Source organism: Sphingobacterium sp. UBA7249, assembly GCF_002472835.1.
In the GTDB taxonomy this organism is placed as follows: Bacteria; Bacteroidota; Bacteroidia; order Sphingobacteriales; family Sphingobacteriaceae; genus Sphingobacterium; species Sphingobacterium prati.
Window position 1 is genome coordinate 67,551 of the sequence record NZ_DKST01000010.1, and the last position, 21,677, is coordinate 89,227.

Annotated in this window: 15 protein-coding genes; 5 read left to right on the top strand and 10 right to left on the bottom strand. The window is 41.1% G+C overall.

The window, feature by feature from the left end:
• Positions 1-16: 16 nt before the first annotated feature.
• The 4 genes from B4A24_RS06400 to treY form a co-directional block, all read right to left on the bottom strand.
• Positions 17-565 (bottom strand): ferritin-like domain-containing protein, encoded by a 549-nt coding sequence (locus tag B4A24_RS06400; RefSeq protein WP_349681726.1) that lies wholly within the window; start codon positions 563-565, stop codon positions 17-19.
• A gap of 297 nt (positions 566-862) precedes the next feature.
• Positions 863-2,680, bottom strand: a complete 1,818-nt coding sequence (gene treZ, locus B4A24_RS06405; protein ID WP_293943655.1) for a malto-oligosyltrehalose trehalohydrolase — start codon at positions 2,678-2,680, stop codon at positions 863-865.
• Between the two features lie 32 nt (positions 2,681-2,712).
• A complete protein-coding gene (glgX, locus tag B4A24_RS06410) occupies positions 2,713-4,830 on the bottom strand; it encodes a glycogen debranching protein GlgX (protein ID WP_293943656.1) in 2,118 nt (705 codons plus the stop codon).
• 6 nt (positions 4,831-4,836) lie between these two features.
• Positions 4,837-9,066 carry a malto-oligosyltrehalose synthase gene (treY, locus tag B4A24_RS06415; protein ID WP_293943657.1) on the bottom strand — a complete coding sequence of 1,410 codons (4,230 nt, stop codon included), beginning with the start codon at positions 9,064-9,066 and terminating at the stop codon, positions 4,837-4,839.
• 171 nt (positions 9,067-9,237) lie between these two features.
• Here treY and B4A24_RS06420 point away from each other — a divergent pair, with 171 nt between their 5' ends.
• The 3 genes from B4A24_RS06420 (at position 9,238) to B4A24_RS06430 (ending at position 13,073) form a co-directional block, all read left to right on the top strand.
• Positions 9,238-9,723, top strand: coding sequence for an adenylyltransferase/cytidyltransferase family protein (locus tag B4A24_RS06420; RefSeq protein ID WP_206531947.1), 486 nt, complete (start codon positions 9,238-9,240; stop codon positions 9,721-9,723).
• 12 nt (positions 9,724-9,735) lie between these two features.
• Positions 9,736-10,221 carry an adenylyltransferase/cytidyltransferase family protein gene (locus B4A24_RS06425; protein ID WP_293943658.1) on the top strand — a complete coding sequence of 162 codons (486 nt, stop codon included), beginning with the start codon at positions 9,736-9,738 and terminating at the stop codon, positions 10,219-10,221.
• A 659-nt stretch (positions 10,222-10,880) separates the two neighbouring features.
• Positions 10,881-13,073, top strand: coding sequence for a hypothetical protein (locus B4A24_RS06430; RefSeq protein ID WP_293943659.1), 2,193 nt, complete (start codon positions 10,881-10,883; stop codon positions 13,071-13,073).
• 112 nt (positions 13,074-13,185) lie between these two features.
• Here B4A24_RS06430 and B4A24_RS06435 read toward each other — a convergent pair whose 3' ends face one another.
• Positions 13,186-13,992, bottom strand: coding sequence for an inorganic diphosphatase (locus tag B4A24_RS06435; protein ID WP_293943660.1), 807 nt, complete (start codon positions 13,990-13,992; stop codon positions 13,186-13,188).
• Between the two features lie 459 nt (positions 13,993-14,451).
• Between B4A24_RS06435 and B4A24_RS06440 the strand changes: the two genes are divergently transcribed.
• On the top strand, positions 14,452-15,336 hold the full coding sequence (locus B4A24_RS06440; protein ID WP_293943661.1) for an SDR family oxidoreductase: 885 nt from the start codon (positions 14,452-14,454) through the stop codon (positions 15,334-15,336).
• A 243-nt stretch (positions 15,337-15,579) separates the two neighbouring features.
• Here B4A24_RS06440 and B4A24_RS06445 read toward each other — a convergent pair whose 3' ends face one another.
• Complete coding sequence (locus tag B4A24_RS06445) at positions 15,580-16,080, bottom strand: RNA polymerase sigma factor (protein WP_293943662.1); 501 nt, start codon at positions 16,078-16,080, stop codon at positions 15,580-15,582.
• Between the two features lie 490 nt (positions 16,081-16,570).
• On the opposite strand from B4A24_RS06445, the gene B4A24_RS06450 reads away from it, so the two are divergent.
• The gene (locus B4A24_RS06450; protein ID WP_293943664.1) at positions 16,571-17,359 is read left to right on the top strand and encodes an AraC family transcriptional regulator; all 789 of its coding nucleotides are present in this window, start codon (positions 16,571-16,573) and stop codon (positions 17,357-17,359) included.
• Between the two features lie 17 nt (positions 17,360-17,376).
• Here B4A24_RS06450 and B4A24_RS06455 read toward each other — a convergent pair whose 3' ends face one another.
• Genes B4A24_RS06455 through B4A24_RS06470 form a run of 4 tightly spaced genes read right to left on the bottom strand, consistent with a single transcriptional unit; the run spans position 17,377 to position 21,608 of the window.
• Positions 17,377-18,966, bottom strand: coding sequence for an MFS transporter (locus tag B4A24_RS06455; RefSeq protein WP_293943666.1), 1,590 nt, complete (start codon positions 18,964-18,966; stop codon positions 17,377-17,379).
• 2 nt (positions 18,967-18,968) lie between these two features.
• Entirely contained in the window at positions 18,969-20,015 is a 1,047-nt protein-coding gene (locus B4A24_RS06460) for an HlyD family secretion protein (protein ID WP_293943668.1), read from the bottom strand.
• Between the two features lie 13 nt (positions 20,016-20,028).
• Positions 20,029-21,363 (bottom strand): TolC family protein, encoded by a 1,335-nt coding sequence (locus B4A24_RS06465; protein ID WP_293943670.1) that lies wholly within the window; start codon positions 21,361-21,363, stop codon positions 20,029-20,031.
• Positions 21,360-21,608 carry a hypothetical protein gene (locus B4A24_RS06470; protein ID WP_293943672.1) on the bottom strand — a complete coding sequence of 83 codons (249 nt, stop codon included), beginning with the start codon at positions 21,606-21,608 and terminating at the stop codon, positions 21,360-21,362. Before B4A24_RS06470 ends, B4A24_RS06465 begins: the two co-directional genes overlap by 4 nt.
• Between the last annotated feature and the right edge of the window lie 69 nt (positions 21,609-21,677).

Genomic DNA, 21,677 nt, shown 5'->3' on the forward strand with positions numbered 1-21,677 from the left:
CGTAATAAGATTAATATTATTGTTCTGGAGCAGTGTATTCGATTTGGTTTTCTGCGACCTCATACAACAATGCATCGGCAGCCTCTTCTTCTCCCAGTGTCCGTTCCAATAGTGAGGCGACTTCTTGCAAGCCTAGTGTAAAGGCGAGCTGAAGCAATCCACTATAGCTTGCAATTTCGTAATGCTCTACTTTTTGCGAAGCTAAAATTATGCCCACATCGCGGGCCACAGTGCCGGGCTCTGTACCTCCTATTATCCCCTCTGCTTCTTTGGTCAATCCTTCCATCGCATCGCATTTCTTTGCCAAGGCTTCCTTACCCATTAGCTTGAAGATCTGCTCCAACCGCACAACATGCTGCTCGGTTTCCTTGAGATGATTTTCGATAGCAGTTATCAAAGCTGACGAATTTGCAGCTTTTATCATTTTTGGAAGAGATTTGACTAAATGGTTTTCTGCCCAATACAAATCCATGATCCCATCCAAAAACAGCTCTTGCAATGACGATTCTGCAATTAAAGGTGTCTTAGTTTTGAACTTAGGCGTAGTTCCGCTTTCATGTTTCATAATTCAATGTTTAGAAATGTAAATAACTCAAGTTTATTTTATGAACTAGTCCACAGTACAAATCGTTTGTTTTTTATATAAATAAGCAGAATATTCGTAAAATAAATTTGTAGGCTAATACACTTAATGTATAAAATAAAAGCTAGGTTGGAAAGGAACCTAGCTTTTAAAAAACTTTCTTCACGACTGGGACAAGCAGTCTTTGGTAATAGTACAATCTATGAAAGGACTTAGTTTGTATAATTTCACTTTTTAACCTTTTTCTGTTTCCATTCATTTGAACTACATTTAATATGGTCATATTGTCGAAAAAACGAGTCCTCTCAGGGCGGGTATTGAGCACGTGTTGGTCAACAGACCAGATCCTAGCTCATACTCATAGTTATTCGCATCTCCCGTGTCCCACACTAACTGCCATTTTTGGTGTTCGTTGATAGAAATATGCTGTATTTCATTCGAGAAATTCATAATTGCCAGGAGCCTGGCCGCACCATTTCCGGCACGTAGAATCAAGGTATTCTGTGTTGGTAAGCAGTCAACCGTTAAGTCTTCGCGCTGCATGTTGCTCCAGGCGGGATGGGTTTTACGAAGTGCGATTAAATCCCTGTAGTAAGCCAAATGCTGTTGGTTGGAAATATGATGCTGTTCGCTCCAGTCCAATATTGAACGTTCGAATGTAGCTAGATCCTGTGGATCTGGAAACTGTCCTTCTCCTTGGAAATCAGCAAATTCACGTTTCCTTCCCGCTCTCACCATTTCCACCAATTCAGGCTCACTATGGCTGACGAAATACTGAAAGGGCTTTTTTGTTCCCCATTCCTCTCCCATAAACAACAAGGGAATATACGGCGATAGGAACACTGCCAAAGCCATTAATCTTATTTTTTCATCGCTATAGAGCGCGGCGCTTCGCTCACCTAGCATGCGGTTACCTACCTGATCGTGATTCTGACTAAATACAATAAATTTATTTCCCGAGATGCCTTTGGCATCAGTACCAAAGAACTTTTGACGATGACTAGAGTAGCAACCGTCAAATACGTAAGCCTGCTCGTAGGCTTTGGCAAGATGAGTTATCCCTTCGAATTCTTTATAATAGCCTTTTCTTTCTTCACCTACTGTTACCCGCAAAGCATGATGAAACTCGTCTAGCCATTGTGCATCCATAGCAAATCCATTCTTTTCTAGAGGATCTAGAAATCTACGGTCATTAAGATCGCATTCAACAAATAAGTATCTTTGTTTTCTAGTGCTATTGATAATTGCATTCACTTCCTTGCGTATATCTTGAAGAATGTGTATAGGACTAAAGTCTCTTATTGCATGTACCGCATCCATGCGTAGCCCATCGATATGAAAATCTTCAAACCACATCCGTACATTTGACATTACAAAATCACGAATCCCATGATTGAATTGATCGTCATAATTAATAGCTTGGCCCCATGGAGTATGATACTTATCTGTCAAATACGGTCCGAAATAAGAGAGATAGTTTCCTTCAGGTCCAAAATGATTATACACAACATCCAAAATGACCGCAATATCTGCGTGGTGACATGCATCCACCAGTCGCTGCAATTCATGGGCTCCTCCATAAGAATGCTGCACCGCAAAAGGGAAAACACCATCGTAACCCCAATTTCTTTCACCTGGAAATTGCCCTATAGGCATAATTTCGATCGCATTTACCCCCAGATCTTTTAAATAGCGTATTTTTTCAATTATACCTGCGAAATTGTGATTTGTGCTAAATGTCCCTACGTGTAATTCATAAATGATTAAATCACGTTGCAATGGCGGCACATATCTTTGATCGGTCCAGGGATAAGCGAGATCGACCATAGCAGATGGTCCATGCACCCCTTCTGGCTGGGATAGCGATGTTGGATCTGGATATGGGATCCCGTCTATGATGATTTTATAGTAATCTCCCCGTTGTGGCATCCGACTTTCGGTATACCAATAACCATATTCTTGTTTTTCGAGCGGCAATGAATGGTACGTTTTGCTTAACTCGCAATTTACTGTCTTTGCGTTTGGCGCCCATACTCGTATCTGCGCCAAGTCGCCATTCCAGCGTACCCCAAGCTGTGTAACTCCAGTTTTCTGCATAATAATATTAATAAAATTAAATCTGCTGTTACCTAACTTGACATGAGTACCAAAATTGAACGCGAGGGAACACTAACTCTACTGTTTGCCTCGAAGATAGCATGCTCGGATATTGTATCCAAGTTTGTATCGATAACTTTAATCCAGCTCGTACCATAGCGTTGATCAGGGAGCTGATATTCGACGTCTTCCCAATAGGCATTGAAAAGCAGATAAAAATGATGGTCTGTTATTTTTGTTCCATCTTGACTTACTGATCTTATCCCTTCGCCGTTTAAAAAAACAGCTAAGGAACGTGCAAAATCATCTTCCCAATGGAAATCATCCATTTCAGTAGCATTAGGAAGAAACCATACGATATCTTCAACACCAGTACCCCTTATGGGTAATCCTTGAAACCATTTCCGGCGGCACAAACTGGGATGCTCTCTTCGAAATGCGATAAGGCTTTTGGTAAAATTCAGCAATGAACTATCCATGTTTTTCCAGTCAAGCCAAGAAATCGAATTATCTTGACAATAGGCATTATTGTTTCCCTGTTGTGTTCGCCCAAATTCATCGCCTGCAAGCAGCATAGGCACACCTTGAGATAAGAATAATGTGGTGAGCAAGTTCCGTTTTTGTTTTGCTCTCAAGTGGCTGATCTCAATGTTGTCGGTCGGACCTTCTGCACCACAGTTCCATGAACGGTTGTGGCTTTCCCCATCATTGTTATCTTCACCATTAGCTTCGTTATGTTTGTCGTTATAAGAAACGAGATCCTGAAGGGTAAAACCATCATGAGCCGTGATAAAGTTAACACTAGCCGATGGTCTACGGTTGTCGCCCTGATAAAGATCGGACGATCCGGTCAGTCGGTTGGCAAATTCTCCGATCATGCTGTCAGCACCAATCCAAAAATCACGCATACAGTCACGATATTTTCCGTTCCATTCCGCCCATCCCGGAGGGAATTCCCCCACTTGATAACCTCCTTCGCCAATATCCCAAGGCTCAGCGATCAATTTTACCTGCGAAATTATTGGATCTTGATGAATTACATCAAAAAAGGAACTTAATTTGTCGACATCATGGAGTTCCCGCGCTAACGCCGATGCTAGGTCAAAACGAAATCCATCCACATGCATTTCCTGGATCCAATAACGCAAGCTATCCATGATCATTCGCAATACATTTGGTTGACGTGCATTCAACGTGTTTCCCGTTCCCGTAAAATCCATATAATAACGGCCGTCTTCTGTCAAGCGATAATAGGATGCGTTATCAATACCCCGAAATGAGAGTGTTGGCCCCATTTCATTTCCTTCGCCAGTATGATTATATACTACATCTAGGATTACTTCGATTCCTGCTGCATGCAGAGATTTGACCATCGTTTTGAATTCGGTCACTTGATCACCCTGAGTCCCACCTGAAGCATAGCGTATATCAGGTGCAAAGAAGCCAATTGAGTTATATCCCCAATAATTAGTAAGCCCCTTATCGATGAGGTGGCGATCGCTTAAAAAATGGTGAACGGGCAATAATTCAACAGCAGTGACTCCTAATTCTTTGAGGTAAGCAATAGTAACTGGATGACCCATAGCAGCATAAGTTCCTCGGATGTTTTCCGGGATATCGGGGTGCAAGGCAGTAAAGCCTTTCACATGGACTTCATAGATAACACTGCGATGCATAGGTATGCGCATCGGTTGGTCTTCTCCCCAATCGAATCGATTATCGACCACAATTGACTTGGGTACATATGCAGCGCTGTTTGCGTCATCAAAACTAAGATCCGCTTCTGGCGCTCCAATACGATAGCCGAAGAGCGCGTCATTCCATTGCACTGTACCAGAAATTGCCTTAGCATAAGGATCAATGAGTAATTTGTTCGCATTGAACCGATGCCCTTCTTGAGGACGGTAAGGTCCATGTACACGATAGCCATAACGTTGTCCGGGTTTTATTCCATTTAGATAGATATGCCATACCTGATGTGTTTTTTCTTTTATTTTGATTTTTAGGACTTCAACTTCCTCGTCGGTATCGTTGTATAAGCAGAGTTCTACACTTTCAGCATGTTCAGAAAACAAGGCGAAATTAACCCCTTGTCCATCAAATGTAGCGCCGAGCGGGTAAGGTGTTCCAGTATAAATTTTTGGTTCCATTGTGTATTATCTATTATATAATTGCGTGTATTGCCATAATTGTTTTTTAACGTTTTTTTGAAATGCTTGCTTTTTCATACGCCACAGCCAATTTCCTGCGGTACTTGCGGGTTTATTCATCCGGCATGAACCATCTAGTTCCAAAATATCCTGCATCGGAATGATGACTGTATCGGCGATAGAAGCATACAAGAGACGCATAAATGACTTATTGATGTTTGAAGCATCAATAGACGTCCCTACAAAGTGATCTATTCTATTTCTTGTAGTCTGATCGACATCTTGGTTATACCAGGAGAGTAACGTGTTGTTGTCATGAGTGCCTGTATAAGCGACAAAGTTCTGACCGTATTGATGCGGAATATGTGGCGAGCGGGGCATGTCTTCCCCAAAAGCAAATTGTAGTACTTTCATCCCTGGTATCCCAAATTGATCCCTCAATGCATAAACCGCCGAATCCACGTCCCCGAGATCTTCAGCGACAAATGGCATATGTCCTAGTTCGTTCTTTACATGCTCAAAAAAATCTGCCCCAGGCCCAGGTGACCATGCACCATGTTTTGCGCTTTGCTCCTCTGCAGGCACCTGCCAGAAGCTAGAAAAGGCGCGGAAATGATCTAATCGAGACTGATCGAATAATTTACAATTATGTCGCAGACGGGCTACCCACCACCTGTAGTCATCTCTTTTAAGTACTCCCCATTGATATATAGGCATACGCCAAAGCTGACCCTGATCATTGAAATAGTCCGGGGGTACGCCGGCGGCTTTGGTCATGTTGCCAGCTTGATCAAGCGTGAAAAATTGTGGATTCGCCCACACATCTGCTGAATCATAGCTCACGTAAAAAGGAATATCGCCCAATAGTCTAATACCATGATCCCCACAATAATGATGCAACTCTTGCCACTGATGATAGAATACATACTGCCACCATTTTATCATTTGGATATCAGCGTTATGTTCGCTCTTAAACATATTGAGTGCATCTTTATCTCTCAATTTATATTTCTCGGGCCATTTATACCACGGAAGATTATCATGTTTTTCCTTCAATAATGTGAAGCAAGCAAAATTCTCCAACCAATGAGATTCATCGCTGCAAAACGTTACAAAAGCCGTTTCTTCCTCGACCGAGGATCGACTATACGCCATTTTCAACAGTCTATATTTAATCGAGCTTACCTCCTGAAAATTAATTTCGGTGGAATAGGGCCTTTTTACGGCGTGCAATTCCTCTTCCGTTAATAAGTCTACTTTGGCAAGCCCTTCTAGGTCAATAAATAGTGGATTGCCAGCCCATGCGCTCAGTGTACTATAAGGAGAGTGGCATTGGGTCTCTGCGGTTGGACCCAGCGGAAGCATTTGCCACCAGGACTGTCCACTTGCCTGCAGTCGGCGGACAAAGCGGCGGGCCTCCTTGCCCAAGTCACCGATGCCATATGGAGAGGGCAATGAACTAATGTGCATTAATATGCCTGCGCTCCTTTTTTTAGGCTCGTTTTTATATTGTATAATTGCCAAGGGCAAATCGCTGAATAACTTGTCAATGCCGATTTCAGTTTCTTCGCCTTCAGCATTAGAAAGTAAATGCTCCCATTTTAAAGGACGGTTGGTTGGCAATAATATACGCGTATCCTCCCATGCAAAGCTGCCCGGAATAAATTGTGAGAATTTTCCGAGTTCGGCAAGGTGCAGCGGAATGACGATCACAAGCCAATCATCCCCACATTTACGTGCAAAAGACAAGATGTTTTTTTTATAAGCACCTTTTACTTTAAGCTTTATATAGCTGCTACTAAACGATAACGCAGGGTAAGTTTTACGCAGCTTCACTAGCTTGTTGACCAGCCAAAGTTTGATTTTTCCATCGTACCTTTCGCGCCACAATGTTTTAATTAGCACGTTCTCGGGAATTTTTGCTATTTGAGACAGGAGTTCTTTACAATGTCGATAATCTACTGCGCGGCGGTTATCTGGATCCACAAAGCTATGGTTCCATAGTTCAGTCCCCTGATAGATATCAGGCACTCCAGGACAAGTAAATTTAAGTAACTGCTGAGCTAAAGAGTTGATTATTCCAAAATCAGATATACGCTGCAAAAATTGGTAGAAGCTCGTGAAAAAAGGGCGTTCTTTATTAAGGAGAAAACCTGCGAAATTGCGCACCGCAGATTCATAAGATTCATTCGGTTCTTCCCAACTAGAACGTTCTTTTCCTTCACGGAGATATTTGATCAGGTAATCCAAAAAACGCGTTTCAAATTCACTGTCCTGGGCGTTCTCTTGAGAGCCAAGTGGATAAGATCCTAATAACGCCTGATAAATAAAATATTCGTCATTGGGATGTGGGAGATCACCTCGATATTCATTCCAGACGATATCCTGCCATATTTGTACCTGCTTAACCCATTTATTGGGCATTGCTGTGAGTACAGCTAAACGACTGCGTGTGTCGTCTCCGCGCTTTGTATCATGTGTCGCCGTCGTATTGAGTGAGAGTGGCCATTGCATTTGCCTTTTTTGCATCAGCCTATGAAAGTTTTTAATGCTAATACCAAAATTACCCGGGTGATCTCCCACCTCATTATGGCCTATAAACCGGTTGTAGGTATACATCAACGTGTCCTCTACTCCTTTGGCCATAGCCGGCCCGGCAAATTGCATACAACGTTTTAATAACCGAATTGTTTCTGGGATTCTAGTTGGATTCCTTCCTTCTTGCGCGTCGCTGAAAAGACAGAAAAACTGTTCTATAGCCTGCTTATTTAAGCTATGGTCTTTTTTTAATAGTTCAAAGAGATCTACAATCATTCGATAACTTGCCGCTGATAAAGGAAAGTTATCATCGTAAATTCTGTATACCGGAAAGTTTGCTAAGAAAGTTTGCAGCACAGCCCTTAAATGTTGGCGATCCACGCCGATACTATCGTCCATTAATCGAACAAGCAAATTGACGAGGTTATCAACATCACCTTGCATATACTTGGTAAGGATATGCATTTTTTTATTTAATTGTTGCTTTTTAAGGGGACGCTTGTTTCCTGTTAGCTGATTATAATAAAAATCAAATTGTTTCTTCCCTTTCGCGCAGGTTATTAGATTGTTGCAGGCTGACAGGAATTCGTATCCTGTGGTGCCCTGTATTGGCCATATTTGAGGTAGATTTTCATTCCTTTCCAATATTTTCTCCACCACGATATAGATATCTGGTCCTATATAATCGCGCAGATCCTTTAAGTACTGATTGGGATTATATAGCCCGTCTATATGGTCAATTCGTAACCCATCAATTAACTTTTCCTCAACGAGTTGTTTGATCAATCGATGCGTGTCACGGAACACCACCGGATGTTGGACATTAATGCAGATTAAGCCATTAACCGTAAAAAAACGGCGGTAATTTATACGACGATTAGTAGTCCACCAGGGGCAAAGTTCATAAAACTGTGTTTCAATAAGTTCTTTGAGTTTATATTTTATATTATTTACAGTGTTTAAATAATTTTGGAGGTCAATATCAGAAATATCAGTAAGTATTTCGTCACGAAGTGTTTGCCACTCTTGCTGATTTCCGTTCGCTTGTGCGGTATTTACTCGAACCAAAAATCCGCTAAAATCATTTTTTACTTTTCTGAGTTGGTCTTCTAGGACGGTACAATATGACTCTGGGCTTAATGGATAGCAATTGTCAAAATACTTTAGATATAATCTTCTTTCTACCAATGCTATCGTTATTTCGCCGTCATCGATAGCGTCATGTACTTCCTTTGCCAGTATAGGGAGGATTAATTTCCCAGGTTCAAACATATTTCCGACAAAGCTGGTGTCAAAAAAACTAGCATGAGTCGAGGAGGGACCAAACTCGAGTAGATCCATTAACCAAGCGTTGTCTGGGTGAAAGGCCATGTGATTAGGCACAATGTCCTGCAACCATTTTATACCGTACAGATTGAGCTGCTTTCGAATCCGTCTTAGATCAGCGACGGTCCCAAGTTCAGGATCAATCTGTTGCATATCTGTGCCGTCATAACCATGCATACTTCCCGGTGTTGAGCGTAGGATCGGAGATGCATAAATCGTATCCACGCCCAATTCATGCAAGTATGGTAGGATAGATTCGAAGGCATTAAAATTAAAATCTTTATGAAATTGGATTCTATAGGTTGTATGTGGTAAAGTATGCGGGCATATCGTTCTAAGTCCTTTTGTGTGCATGGTGTTGATTGATTTCATTTACATCAGAACGCTGCTCGATAAAATTAGTTCTGTCTGTCTTCAAAAAATTTAATACACAAAATATGAAAGCACAATTTGGTAAAAAAATAATTTAAAATTAAAACCATTCCATTTTAAGGGACGTTCTGCTTATAACAATGGAAATTTTAAAAATAGTTTATTCGTAATATGATGAGAAAAATAGGAATTACATTTTCCGCGTTTGACCTTTTACATGCTGGTCACGTCAAAATGTTGGAGGATGCTAAAGAGCAATGTGACTTTTTGATCTGCGGGCTTCAGACAGACCCCACTTTAGACAGGCCAGAGAAAAATAAACCAACGCAGAGTGTTTTCGAACGTTATATGCAATTAAAGGCCTGCAAACACGTGGATATGATTATACCTTATGCCACTGAGCAGGATTTGGAAGACGTGCTTCGGTCCTATAAAATACACGTGCGCATTCTGGGTGATGAATATATTGATAAGGCGTTCACTGGACGTAAATATTGTGAGGAGAAAGGTATCGAGCTCTATTTTAATAGACGCGAAAATAGATTTTCAAGTTCTTCACTGCGCAAGATCATTGCAAAAAAACAGGAAAATCCACAAGGTGCCATTGTTAAATTGAATGATGAAACAAATTATAAGTTAAAACGGATTAATGCTTAAAACAGACAGGATATGGTTATAGGAATAATATTTGGGATTTTTGATATGTTACATGTTGGGCATATCGTGGCATTGCAGGAAGCAAAACAACAATGTGATTATTTAATTGTAGGGCTTAAGACGGATTCAAATACCCAATTAACAGACGAATACGTTGCTGCGCAAACGATGGTCGAGCGGTTTATAAAATTGGAAGGGTGTAAATTTGTAGACGAAATTATTCCGTATGAGTCTGAAGATGATTTCTCAGATATGTTGCAGTCCTTACCAATCCACAAACTATTCGTCAGCGAGGAATATAAGACCTTGGACTTTGCTGGAAGAGACTTCTGTATCGCTGAAGGTATTGAGATTGTATATACTAAGCGCAAAAATCGCTTTTCGAGCCAGTCATTACGTGAAATGGTAAGTGAAAAAGAACTCCAAAAGAAACAAAGCATTTTTGTTGTCGAAAAGATGCAATCAAACGCGCAGGCATTACACAAAATTCGTCAATGATCTTATAGTTTAAATCTTTTTGTGGTCTGCTAAATCAGAAATGAATCAATTGCTTTCCTATGGAAAAGGTTAATATCGCTATAATTTCTAATGTTCGTAAGCTAAGATGTGCATACCGGATACTTATTGATCAAGATTCTCAAAGCCCTGCAAGGATAGTTCTTGAAGGGCCTTCGATTGAAACCTTCGGGGGCAAGATTGACAGCTTGGGGAAAATCGACTTGCTATTTTTAGATTATCGCCTCGTGCTGAATGATACTGCGCTTTTTTTTTCTCTACTTAACGACTATTTTCCTCAAATACCCATCTTTCTTATACTTGACAGGCAACATTTCAAAGAGGCCCAGCGATGTGCAAATTATGTTAAAGCTTTTCTGCCGATAGACCTTCATCCAGCTGAACTATTTTCGTCGGTTAGAAACATGGTCAGATGTTACAGTTACTTTTAGCTTGTTGGGCCGACCTCAAAAGCGAATTTTCACACTATTGAGCGTGCATTTGCCGTCTTCACGGATAGGCTATGTTTACATACTTCTTTATTGAAGTACGGCAAATTCACACATTGGTAAAACTATTAGTCAGCTAAATCACTTCATTGGTATTGATACTAATATCAAGGCCTAAACGGCAATTAGAAAACAATTATTTAACATTTGAATATGATCAATGCGGTTACACCCTGGTCCGCAACAGTCCAAACCGACATTGCGGACAGTGAGCCTATCTATGAGCTGGCTATACAGGCATACTTACTTCGATTTTATAACACTGGCGACAGTATTTGGCTGGTAGTCTCATGGCGGGAAGGGGGAAGCATAGCTTTCAGGCTAGCCTTTGGGATGAATAGCCAGTTTGATAAAACTTCGATTACAGAAGCCACAGATGAGATACTCGTCACCGCTTCAACTCGGTTAGCATATTATCGTATTATTCTGTTCATCCCCCAAAGCCCAGCTACCATCTTTCGTTATACGGTGACACTACAAGTTAAGTTTCCGTTACTTATACCCTTTTGGCCGCGGGATATAGTTCCACTTACCAAAGAAGGAAGAATAGAAAATACCAATGGCCTGATTCATGCGAAGCAAGTGGGGGCGCGCTCCGGCCAGCTCTTTTTCAGTATGACAAAGCCTCAGGTCGGCTCAGTGTTTTACTTTCAGAATTTAAGTGCAATGTCTCCGTATTGTCAAGCCACCGAAGTTTCCCTGCGTGACACTGTTGGGGGAGAATGGCCCGAAATCGGCTTTCAATTTCCTGTCAATACCGAAAAGCCGCTGCCTGCTGATCGCGAATTTATAATTTCTGATGCTTTTGTTCTCTTGCGTGAGGATATACCTGATGGCGATCTGGCTATCACAACACAGTTCCTTGAACATCTTGCAAATATTTATTTATTGTTGCCAAAGCCAGCGCCTGCCAAGCACGATTGGTTGTCTACGGCTGAGAAAGTGCTGATAGATCTCTATGGAAACAAAGGTTGTTGGACGCAAACAGGTGGTGTCCCTTATCTCAATGCCTACGTAAGTGATTACACTACACCTTCTGAGATTATGGTACAGCTTGCAGTATTACTGCCATTACATGAGTATCTAAGCTGGGCAGGGAAAAAACATCCGCTTTATGAAGACATAAGCAGTGGCCTCGAGTCTTTCTATGATCAGACCGTAGAGAGTATTGTCAGATGGCATCCAGCCTTGCAACACGATTTAGATAGATCGGAGGAGCAGAAGCGCGAAATGGTAATGGACTCATGGTACCTTCACCATCCTCTATTAAATCTGTCTAGATTAGCGTTGCGTGGCGACCAACAAGCTAAAAAATTGTTTCTTGATTCAATAGACTATACAATTAGGGTGGCTCAGCATTTCGATTATAACTGGCCTGTGTTCTATAAAATGACTACATTGGAGGTTTTAAAAGCAGAAACCGAACCCGGCAAGGGTGGCGAAAAGGATGTTCCCGGGAGCTATGCCCACGTAATGTTCATGGCCTGGCAATTGACAAAGGAAAAGAGATTTTTGAATGAGGCTGCAAAAGCAGTTAAAAGTCTTGATGGACTGGCTTTCGACATCTTTTATCAGGCAAATAATACCGCGTTTGCAGCAGCAGCCCTACTTGAATTATATCGCGAAACAGCAGAAAAACGTTATCTGGAACTTAGTTATTGCTGTCTAGCCGGGGTTTTTAAAAATTGTCAGCTATGGGATTGCAATTACGGTCATGGTACGAATTTTCCTTATTTCTTCGCCGTGTTCCCATTGAACGATGCGCCTTATACCGCGGCTTATGAAGAACTAGAAGTATTTGCTGCCCTCCATCATTATTTGGAAGTCGCTAAAGATATTGCGATTTTGCCTTCCCTAAAAGTTTTGCTACCTGAATTTATCAAATATGCAATCGGAAGATTAGCTTATTACTATCCACCCCTTCTACCTGATGAGATGATCGCCGATGAAATCAAGACCGGTGAAATCAAGAAAGATCTTTGGGTTCCGCTGGAAGACATACATGACGGCTGGGAAAAAAGTGGATCAGTTGGTCAGGAAGTCTATGGTGCAGGACTCGCATTCGGAATCATACCGAGACAATATTTCACAATTCCAGAGCTCGGTGCGATTGTCTTTGTCAACTATCCTATTACCGGATTTAGAGTAGGAAAAAACTCAGCCACCTTCCATATTGATGGCAGTTACCTGCTCAAAGCAGAAATGCAGCTTCTTATGTTGTCTCAAACGGTCTTGTCAACAATCAAAGTAAAACAAAAAAATAAGTCAACTTATCGGGAGATAAAGGCGATAAGCCTTGGGCATTTCGAGTTGGACGCTGCAGGAATGATCAAAATAAGTTGGTAAGCTATTTATCCTGCTATGACCTGAACAATGATATTTACCAGCTGTACTAAATACTTTTAAGTACATCATGCGTCCATTGGTCTTAGATATTGTAAGGGCCAGTCCGGAAAGTTTAAAACACGGCAATGTCACTTTGCCTTATCACCAGTTCTTTCTGTGCAAACTGGTATTCTAATTTGTGCTTATACTCCCGCCAATAGGACTGGTCAACGACAGGTACCATGACTTCGTAAACAATCATACGATCCTTGACCACTTCTTGCCCCTCATCCGCCCATATTCCTTCCGCGGGAGCTTGTATATAAGCGGTCATCCCACCAAAATCTTTTGTGAGTTGCTTCTTAATATTTTTATAAAGATAATTTGGAAAAGGCTTCCCTTTTCTGTCTGTTAACGGTACAAAAATCTCAATCTTTTTGGTAGGTTTCATTTTTTTCTTTGCTATTTCTATTGCGTTAAGGGCATCCTTCGCACTCATTATTTTGAGGGGCCGAAAGAGTTTGTCTTCCTGTTTATTATAGCTGATAAAGAAATTTTGCAACTCTTCCAGCACCGTGTCGGGCAATTGTGCCACTCTATGAATATTGCCAAAGGTCATTGAAGTTTCAGGAACGACTAGAAACCTGTCATTCTCCACCATCTCACCGTTTTCCTGCTGTACAGCTTTTATTGCGCCTATGACTCTACATTTCATCATGCAGCCCGGAAAAGTTCCCTGCTCAGCTATTATAATAACATCCAGCGGATCTCCATCTTCACCCTCCGTTCCCGGAATAAAACCAAAATCGTAGGGAAAAACAAATCCCAGAGGTAGATACTTGGCAAGTACAAATCCTCCACAATTCGGATCGTAATTGTATTTGGCATTTGAACCTTTTGGTGTTTCGGCTGTACAAAAGATATGCTTTATAGTGATCATTGTTTTGTTGTTTTTACTTGTGTCTTGATATTAAACAGGATCTAACTGTACCTTGAACAACGCTACCTCCATAATAGTTGCCTACCCAAAGGGTGTACGTTGTATTTGAGTAAAAACCGAAGCCATGAGAAAACGACACGGCTGGCGATCGTCTAACGTTGAGGTTTATCTTCACGCTATCTATACCGATCAGTTGATGTATATCATCATTTTTTTTGAACGATACGCTGTCCACTACTGTTCAGTTTAAAAACTAATTCATAAAGCAATGAAGAAAACTTTTTACATTCCTTAAACACTCTAAAAGTGCAAAGGAAAGATAAAATAGATACAAAAATCGCACTTAATCAGTAGGCAAATTGTTATAAATACTTCAACCGTTATTGTTTCCGGGAGGATATTTGCTATAACATTGGACCACTTAAGAGAAATATTTAATGTCACTATAAAATTCATGCTATGACACAATTCAAAAATCCACACACAAAATATCCGGTGCCCCCATTTCCAAAGCAGGAACAAGAAGTACCAGGAGTAGAAGCAGAAATGAAGCCACAAGCTGACCACGGCGAAGAGAGCTATATTGGCACGGGAAAATTAAAGGATGCTAAAGCCATCATCACTGGTGCTGATTCCGGAATAGGTCGTGCGATAGCGATCGCTTTTGCCCGTGAAGGTGCAGATGTGGTTATTAACTATGGTTATGATATCGAGGATGAGGATGCAGCAGCAACTGCACGTCTTGTTGAAAGCGAAGGTCGTAAGGCCATTATTTCCAAAGGTGATTTACGAGAAGAAGCCTATGCTAATGAATTGATTGCTCTCTGTGTCAAGGAACTAGGTGGTATTGATATTCTGATTAACAATGCGGCCTATCAAATGGCCCATAAAACCTTGGAGGAACTTACATCCAAAGAGTGGGATCGTACTTTCGAAACCAATATACGGAGTATGTTCTACTTGTGTAAAGCCGCAGTTCCTTATATGAAACCAGGCAGTTCCATTATTAATACAGCATCCGTAAACTCCTACCATCCCAACGCCGTGCTATTGGATTATGCAGCCACAAAAGGTGCCATTCAAAATTTTACAGCTAATCTGGCGCAGATGCTGCTTGAGCAGGATAAGGGAATTCGCGTCAATGCCGTCGCCCCTGGTCCAGTATGGACACCTTTAATTCCATCCACAATGCCCGAACCTGAGAACTTTGGTAAGGATAGTCCAATTAAAAGACCAGCACAGCCAGTGGAAATTGCTCCTGCGTACGTATTTCTGGCATCAGGAGAAAGCAGTTACATTGCTGGAGCCACTATCGCCGTAACAGGCGGTAAAATTGCAATATAAAATTGTCAATACTGCAAGAGCTACAGCGCAATAGCCGCTCTATCTCTGGCAAACTGTGAAGGATTATATATAGCGCACAAAGTCTGTGCGCTTATTTATTTAAATTGATCCAGCTAGTACTTTTGTCACTCGCTCCTGTTTCATGAGCATTTCAACGCCCACTATGCAAGGTAAAAATAAAAGAGCCAAACGAGTTTCCGTTTGGCTCTGAATATAATTATAAAAAATGCAGTGAACTATCTATCAATTCAATTTATAAGCTTTAAGTTGTTGCTGTAGCTTTTTACGGGCCATATGAATTCTTGTTTTTATTGTTCCTTCCGGCATGTTAAAGTAGCTAGCAATTTCATGATATTTATACCCATCTAAATACAATCGAAAGATTTCATAGTTCTCCTGCGTCAGACTACACATTGCCTTTTCGATGTCTTCTGCCATAAATTTGCTTACTCCCCTATTATGAACAGTATTATTTGAACTTTCTAGGTCGATATAGGTATCTTGGATTTCCCCCACGCGTTTAGCCTTACGGTATTTGTTAATATATGTATGCTTCATAATTACATATAGCCAGCTCATTAATTTGGGGTGATGCACAAATTTATCAATAGATTTTAATGCCCGGATCCACGTTTCTTGGATCAAGTCTTCTTTTTCATCTGGGTCGTTTGTAAATTTAGTAGCAAAATGGTTTAGCAACCCTCTTTTCTCCTTAATTAGTACGTTTAAATTGTAGTTGTTCATAATTTATCCTCTTTGTTGTTTAAAAGTTGATCCTAATAGCTTAGAACAAGAAGAATGCTAATTTTAAATGGGTATTACCTCGAAAATAATTATACTACTGACAAGGGTAGAAATACGTATTCTCGCTGAGAATGGTTATACAAGTCCTATTACAACCCTTTTCGAATGAATTATTTCATATTGTTCAAAAATTAATTGAATAGGAAAAAAAATAGATTAGGTAATAAATCGGAGCGAAATTGTAAGAAGTACGTTTTTGGGGTGAAAAAACAAAAAACGTTATCCATATCGTTTGTACAAAAATGTAAACGCTTTTTAAGGTAATGCTTTTGCTCAATTCCATTTAGGGCGGTTTGTCTTATTCGCTATAAAGCTGTATAATTGCATGTTATTTATAGTGATTCTAAACTAATTCAGTCGCAAGGTGGCGATATTTATAACACCTAAATACAGGATTAGAATAACAGTATACGATAAATTTAAACCATTGATGGAATACGTAAGCGAACTTTCAAAAACCATTGACCAGTATCCCGAATCCATTTTAGTGATGCGTCAACAGATAGAGCAGAAATTGCCGGCCCATCAGCATGCCAAAGGACAGTTGCTGCTTGTATTTGGTGGTATAGCCTATCTTCAAACGTTGGAGCGTGATTTTTACATCCCGTCGAACCATTATATTTGGATCCCAGGAGATTATGCGCACAACCTGATGTATAATGCACAAGATCTTCATATTATCAATATCTATTTCCCTGCTGCTGATGATGATGGAGCTTTTTACAAAGAACTTGGCATCTATCCTGTCAGCAGGTTATTGTTTGAACTGCTTGCCTTTAGTGAGACCTGGCAGGGTAGTTATTTTGCTGGCTGCTGGGAGTATGAATTGATGTCTACCGTTAAAAAGTTGCTCGCACATGAAAATTTGCAGAAATTTTCTATTCAACTACCCACCACGGACGATAGCCGTATGCGTGCCATCACCGATGATATGCGTCATCGTATCGACGAGCCGTTAAGCTTGGAAGAGTCTGCCCAAAAATTCGGCCTCAGTGTCCGCAGTTTGACTAGACTTTTTCAACAGTGTTTACACCTCTCCTTTGTTCAATATCTCAAAATGCTCCGTGTCATACGTGCGATGGACCTACTCAAAGATACGAGTCTTTCCATAAGTGAGATTGCCTATCAGGTCGGTTATTCTAATATTTCGGCTTTCAGCAATACTTTTTTCCAACTGACAAACATCCGCCCTTCAGATTTTCGTTCTAAGTTACAGTAAGGCCGGGCTATCTTAATTCAATAAGGGATATTATTCTTTCGGAGCTTTAGGACAACATTGCGGATCCTTGGTACCAACAACAAAGCGATAATGACACAAAGCAGTATAACAAACATTACATCATAATAATCCCGCACCGCTCGTGCAAATAACTGCTGTTTGATTAACTTATTAAAAAGAAAATCTGATGCGTTTTTAGCCACATAGATATCGTTCCCGGCGTTTATATAAGTATTTTGAATATCCTGCCATACCGAAGGGATAAGCGGGTTTGTTTCGGTCAGCGTTTCGCGTAGTTTGTCGCGGATAGCTCCCTTTGTATAGAGCTGTAGTTGGTTATTAAGGGCAATGCTACTGCAGAATCCAACGAATCGGGCGAAGATACCTAATAGGGAGGCATATAGCGCCATCCCTTGTGGCGCTGCCGAAGCTGTAAAAAAAACAATTGGTACAAACAGCGCTCCAGTGGCAAGACCATAAATAAACATGGGTAGGATAAAATCTAAGGTCTCCCCTGCCACTGAGACAAACAGGAGCATATAGCCATAATACATGGCCATAATCATAAATCCCACAAGCATGAGCTGCATCAGATTCGTTCCACTTAATACAAAGCGGGCCGTCACAAACATGCTTAATAAGGTTCCGGCAATCACCGCGAGCCAGAGCGGGATTGTGTGTAGGGAATCGGTGGCCAAAACATTCTCCACATAGCTATAGGTCAGTCCAGTACTTCCCTTAAAGAGGTAGAAAATCACCAGTAATAATAGTCCCAATACAAAGTTTTTGGTTCCAAAAATGCGAAGGTCAATTAAAGGTCGTTTCAGTCGCATTTCCCGTAGGACGAATAAAATAAGCACAAGACCTAAAATAAGGCTTAGTATTTTAATGTAAGGATTATCTATCCAGTCCAACTGTTGCCCATATATAAGAATATATCCAAGAGCTAAGGTAATGTAGGTGTAATAGATATAACCAATCCAGTCGACCTGATATAGCGGTAGCTTTTTATGAAGCCTGGCGTTCGGATGCATGGTAATCAATACGGTTAGCCCAAGTAGTATAAGTAGCATGATAATGCCATAAAATAGCCAATTGAAATCCCTGACATACAGGATAGCGCTACAGAATATGGCATATAGTGGCACTGAAATCTGTATACCAGCATATAAAATTGTATAGCCGATTACCCTTGCTCTGGTCGACTCCAGCCGTGGAAAGATCAGATTGAGTACGATACCTGACAAAAGAGCACATGTAATCCCTTGTAAAAATTGGCCGATTAGAAAGATTGTCCAATTTCTGCTATAGAAGCAGATAAAGGTACATATCCCATTGATGGCGAGGGCCAGGAGCAAATAGCCTCGGGAAGCAAAGCGTTTTACGATGCGAACATCTAGCGCCAGGAAAGTTACGGTCGAGCCATAAATAACCACCATTCCGTATTGCATGGCCGTAGCATCGATACCGTAGAATCCCATAATGGTTACCGGGCTGCTATATAAGGCAAAACAGCAAAGTGATGTCATCAATATCGCAAAGATGACCGCCCGTGCGAGACCTTCCGAGACCCAGTGTTTAAATAAAGGTATTTTATGTGCTTGCATAGTTATTTCTTTAAAACATAAACATTGGCATTCATTCCGGGCGAGAGTTTAGATAGCATCTCCGAATTACCGGTCAATTTAATTCTGACGGGGATGCGTTGGATGATTTTTACAAAATTACCGGTGGCGTTATCCGGTGGCAACAACGAGTAACGTGCTCCTGTCGTTGGCGATAGCGATTCGATTACTCCAGAGAATACTTCTTCGGGGTAAGCGTCTGTTTCTATAGCAACCCGCTGTCCGATATGAAATGACTTGATCTGTGTTTCTTTGAAATTGGCGACTACCCATTTTTTTTCGGCCTCATTGAGCAAAAAAGCTAATGTTTGCCCCGGTTGCACAAGCTGTCCTTGTTGAATGGTTTTCTTACCAATACGACCATCAAAAGGTGCCGTTATTACGGTGTACCGAAGATCAAGTTCTTGTCGCTCCAATAGCGCCGTTTTGATATTTATTTCAGCGGCAATTGCAGCTCGCTGAGCTTGTATATCCTTGAGTCTTGATTTGGCGGCCTCCAGAGACGCTATTGTCTGGGCATAGTCAGATTGTTGGCTCAGGAGTGTTGTATTCACGAGGTCAAACTTTTGTTGTGTGGTCGATTCATCTGCCAGCAGGCTTTTATATCGTTCAAACTCTTTGCGTTGTTGCTCTAATTTTGCCTGGACCCCCATTAATTGTGCACTGATTACAGCAATGTTTTTGGATTGTGTCTCTTCACTTGCCGCCAAGATCGGCAGTTTCGCACGCGAACTTAACAACTCGGCTGCAGCGGCCTTCTGTTTGAGTCGATACTCATCTTTTTCAATCAATACAAGTGTATCGCCTTGATGTACCTGTTGGTTATCGTTGTAATAAATTTTACTGATATATCCACCCACTTTGGCACTTATGGGCGATAAGTAAGCATCTATTTGTGCATCATTTGTCTGCTCATACTGTAAATTTCGCCATAGGTATAGCATGGCCCAGCCCAGCATGCCCGTAAGCAAGACAATACCAAAGTACTTCGTGGAAGTGACCACGACCTTATCTATTTTATTCTTATTCATTATCTTATATATTTTAAAGTATCCCTGTTATCGCCAACAATTGGATGTGGCTTAGTTTTAATTCGACCAACGCAGATATGTGGTTAAACTTGGCTTCAAGCAATGCATTTTCTGCTTCTAACAGATCTGTCAGCAAGGATTCCTGATTGAGGTAACTGTTTTTGATGACCCGGACAGTTTCGGTGTTTTGCGCGATGTTTTTCTCAGCTGTTATTACCTGTTGTTGGGCCTGTTCGCGCTGCAGGAATGCATGTCTGATCTTCAGGTTAACCTCTTCCTGTTTGATCAGCATGACTGACTTTTGTTCCTCAATATGTATGTTGGCCTGTGCGACAGCATGTTTACTTTTGAATGCATTGTCAATAGACCATTGCATTTTGAGCCCCGTCTGCCCAAATCCCCATAAATTATTGCTATATGGATAGAATGAGATCTGCGGATAGGTGTAGTTATAGTTCGAGTATAAGTAGAGCTTTGGCCGTGTGGCAGATTTCACCTGCTTTAGTTTTAATTCACTGGTTTTGATCGTGGATTCAATGATTTTAAATTCCTGAGACTGTTGTTGGGCAATGCCAATATAATCACCGTATGTATGAACATCCTGCAGATCAGGGTTCAAGTCTTCTTGAAGTGCTATCTGGAGTGATTCCATTTCGTCGCGGCCCATGAGCACATTCAGTTTCTGTTTCGTAAGGTCAATTCTTTTGAGTACTTCAGACCGGCGGAGTTCTAAATTGTCCAATTTAACAGCGATTCGCAGCACATCACTCTTTAAGACAATTCCATTCTTGTAGAGATGTTCGATTGTCGATAGCTGGCGTTGTTCAGCGGATATTTCGGCAGAAATAAATTCCTTGAATTTCATGAATTTGTATAGTTCATAATAAGCGACAGCAGTTATATACTTTAGATTGTTGTGCTGCAATTCGTATTCAAATTGCATGGCCAACTTTTCTTCCTTTTTTAGCTGAATATTTCTTTTATCGAGGCCACCATTGTAAAGATTGAGGTTTAGGTTGTAACCCAGCCCATAGCCATAACCGGATACCGGCACATCCTGTGGAGCAGAGAACAGTCCTTCTGGATACAGGAGGAATTTAGTGTTGAGTTTAAAATCCCCGTTGAGAGAAATCGTAGGTAAATACTGATCTTTCGCCTCAATAATGGCAAGAGAAGCAGCTACACTCTTGAGACCCTGTAACTTTAGCTGGTGGTTATGGGAGGCTATTGACTCCCATATTTTTACCAGGTTCATAGGCTGTACCGTATCTCTTACCTGGCCGTTGGCGGACCGTAAAAAGAAAAATATGCCTACACTAATAGAAACAAATGAAAGATCCCACCTCATTTCTTTACTCCTTTAAAAACAACATGCTGTTGCTTGGCGCTATGCCGTTTTTCGGCATATTTCTTCCAAGTCCGCCTCAATTCATGGAGAACGACGGACAGATCCCCCATCGGAAATAGGGGGAACAGATACATACCTGCGTAATTGAAGTATAGCCTGTTCACTTGTCTATCGTCATCGGCAATCGGGTCAGCCGATTTCTCAGGGACGACTTTCGCAATAATTTTTTGTACTTTTTCTTTCATGATAACCTTGTTTAACGCTATTTGACAAAGTTATCGGGAAAGATGCTGTGGGATTTTATATAATTGGCC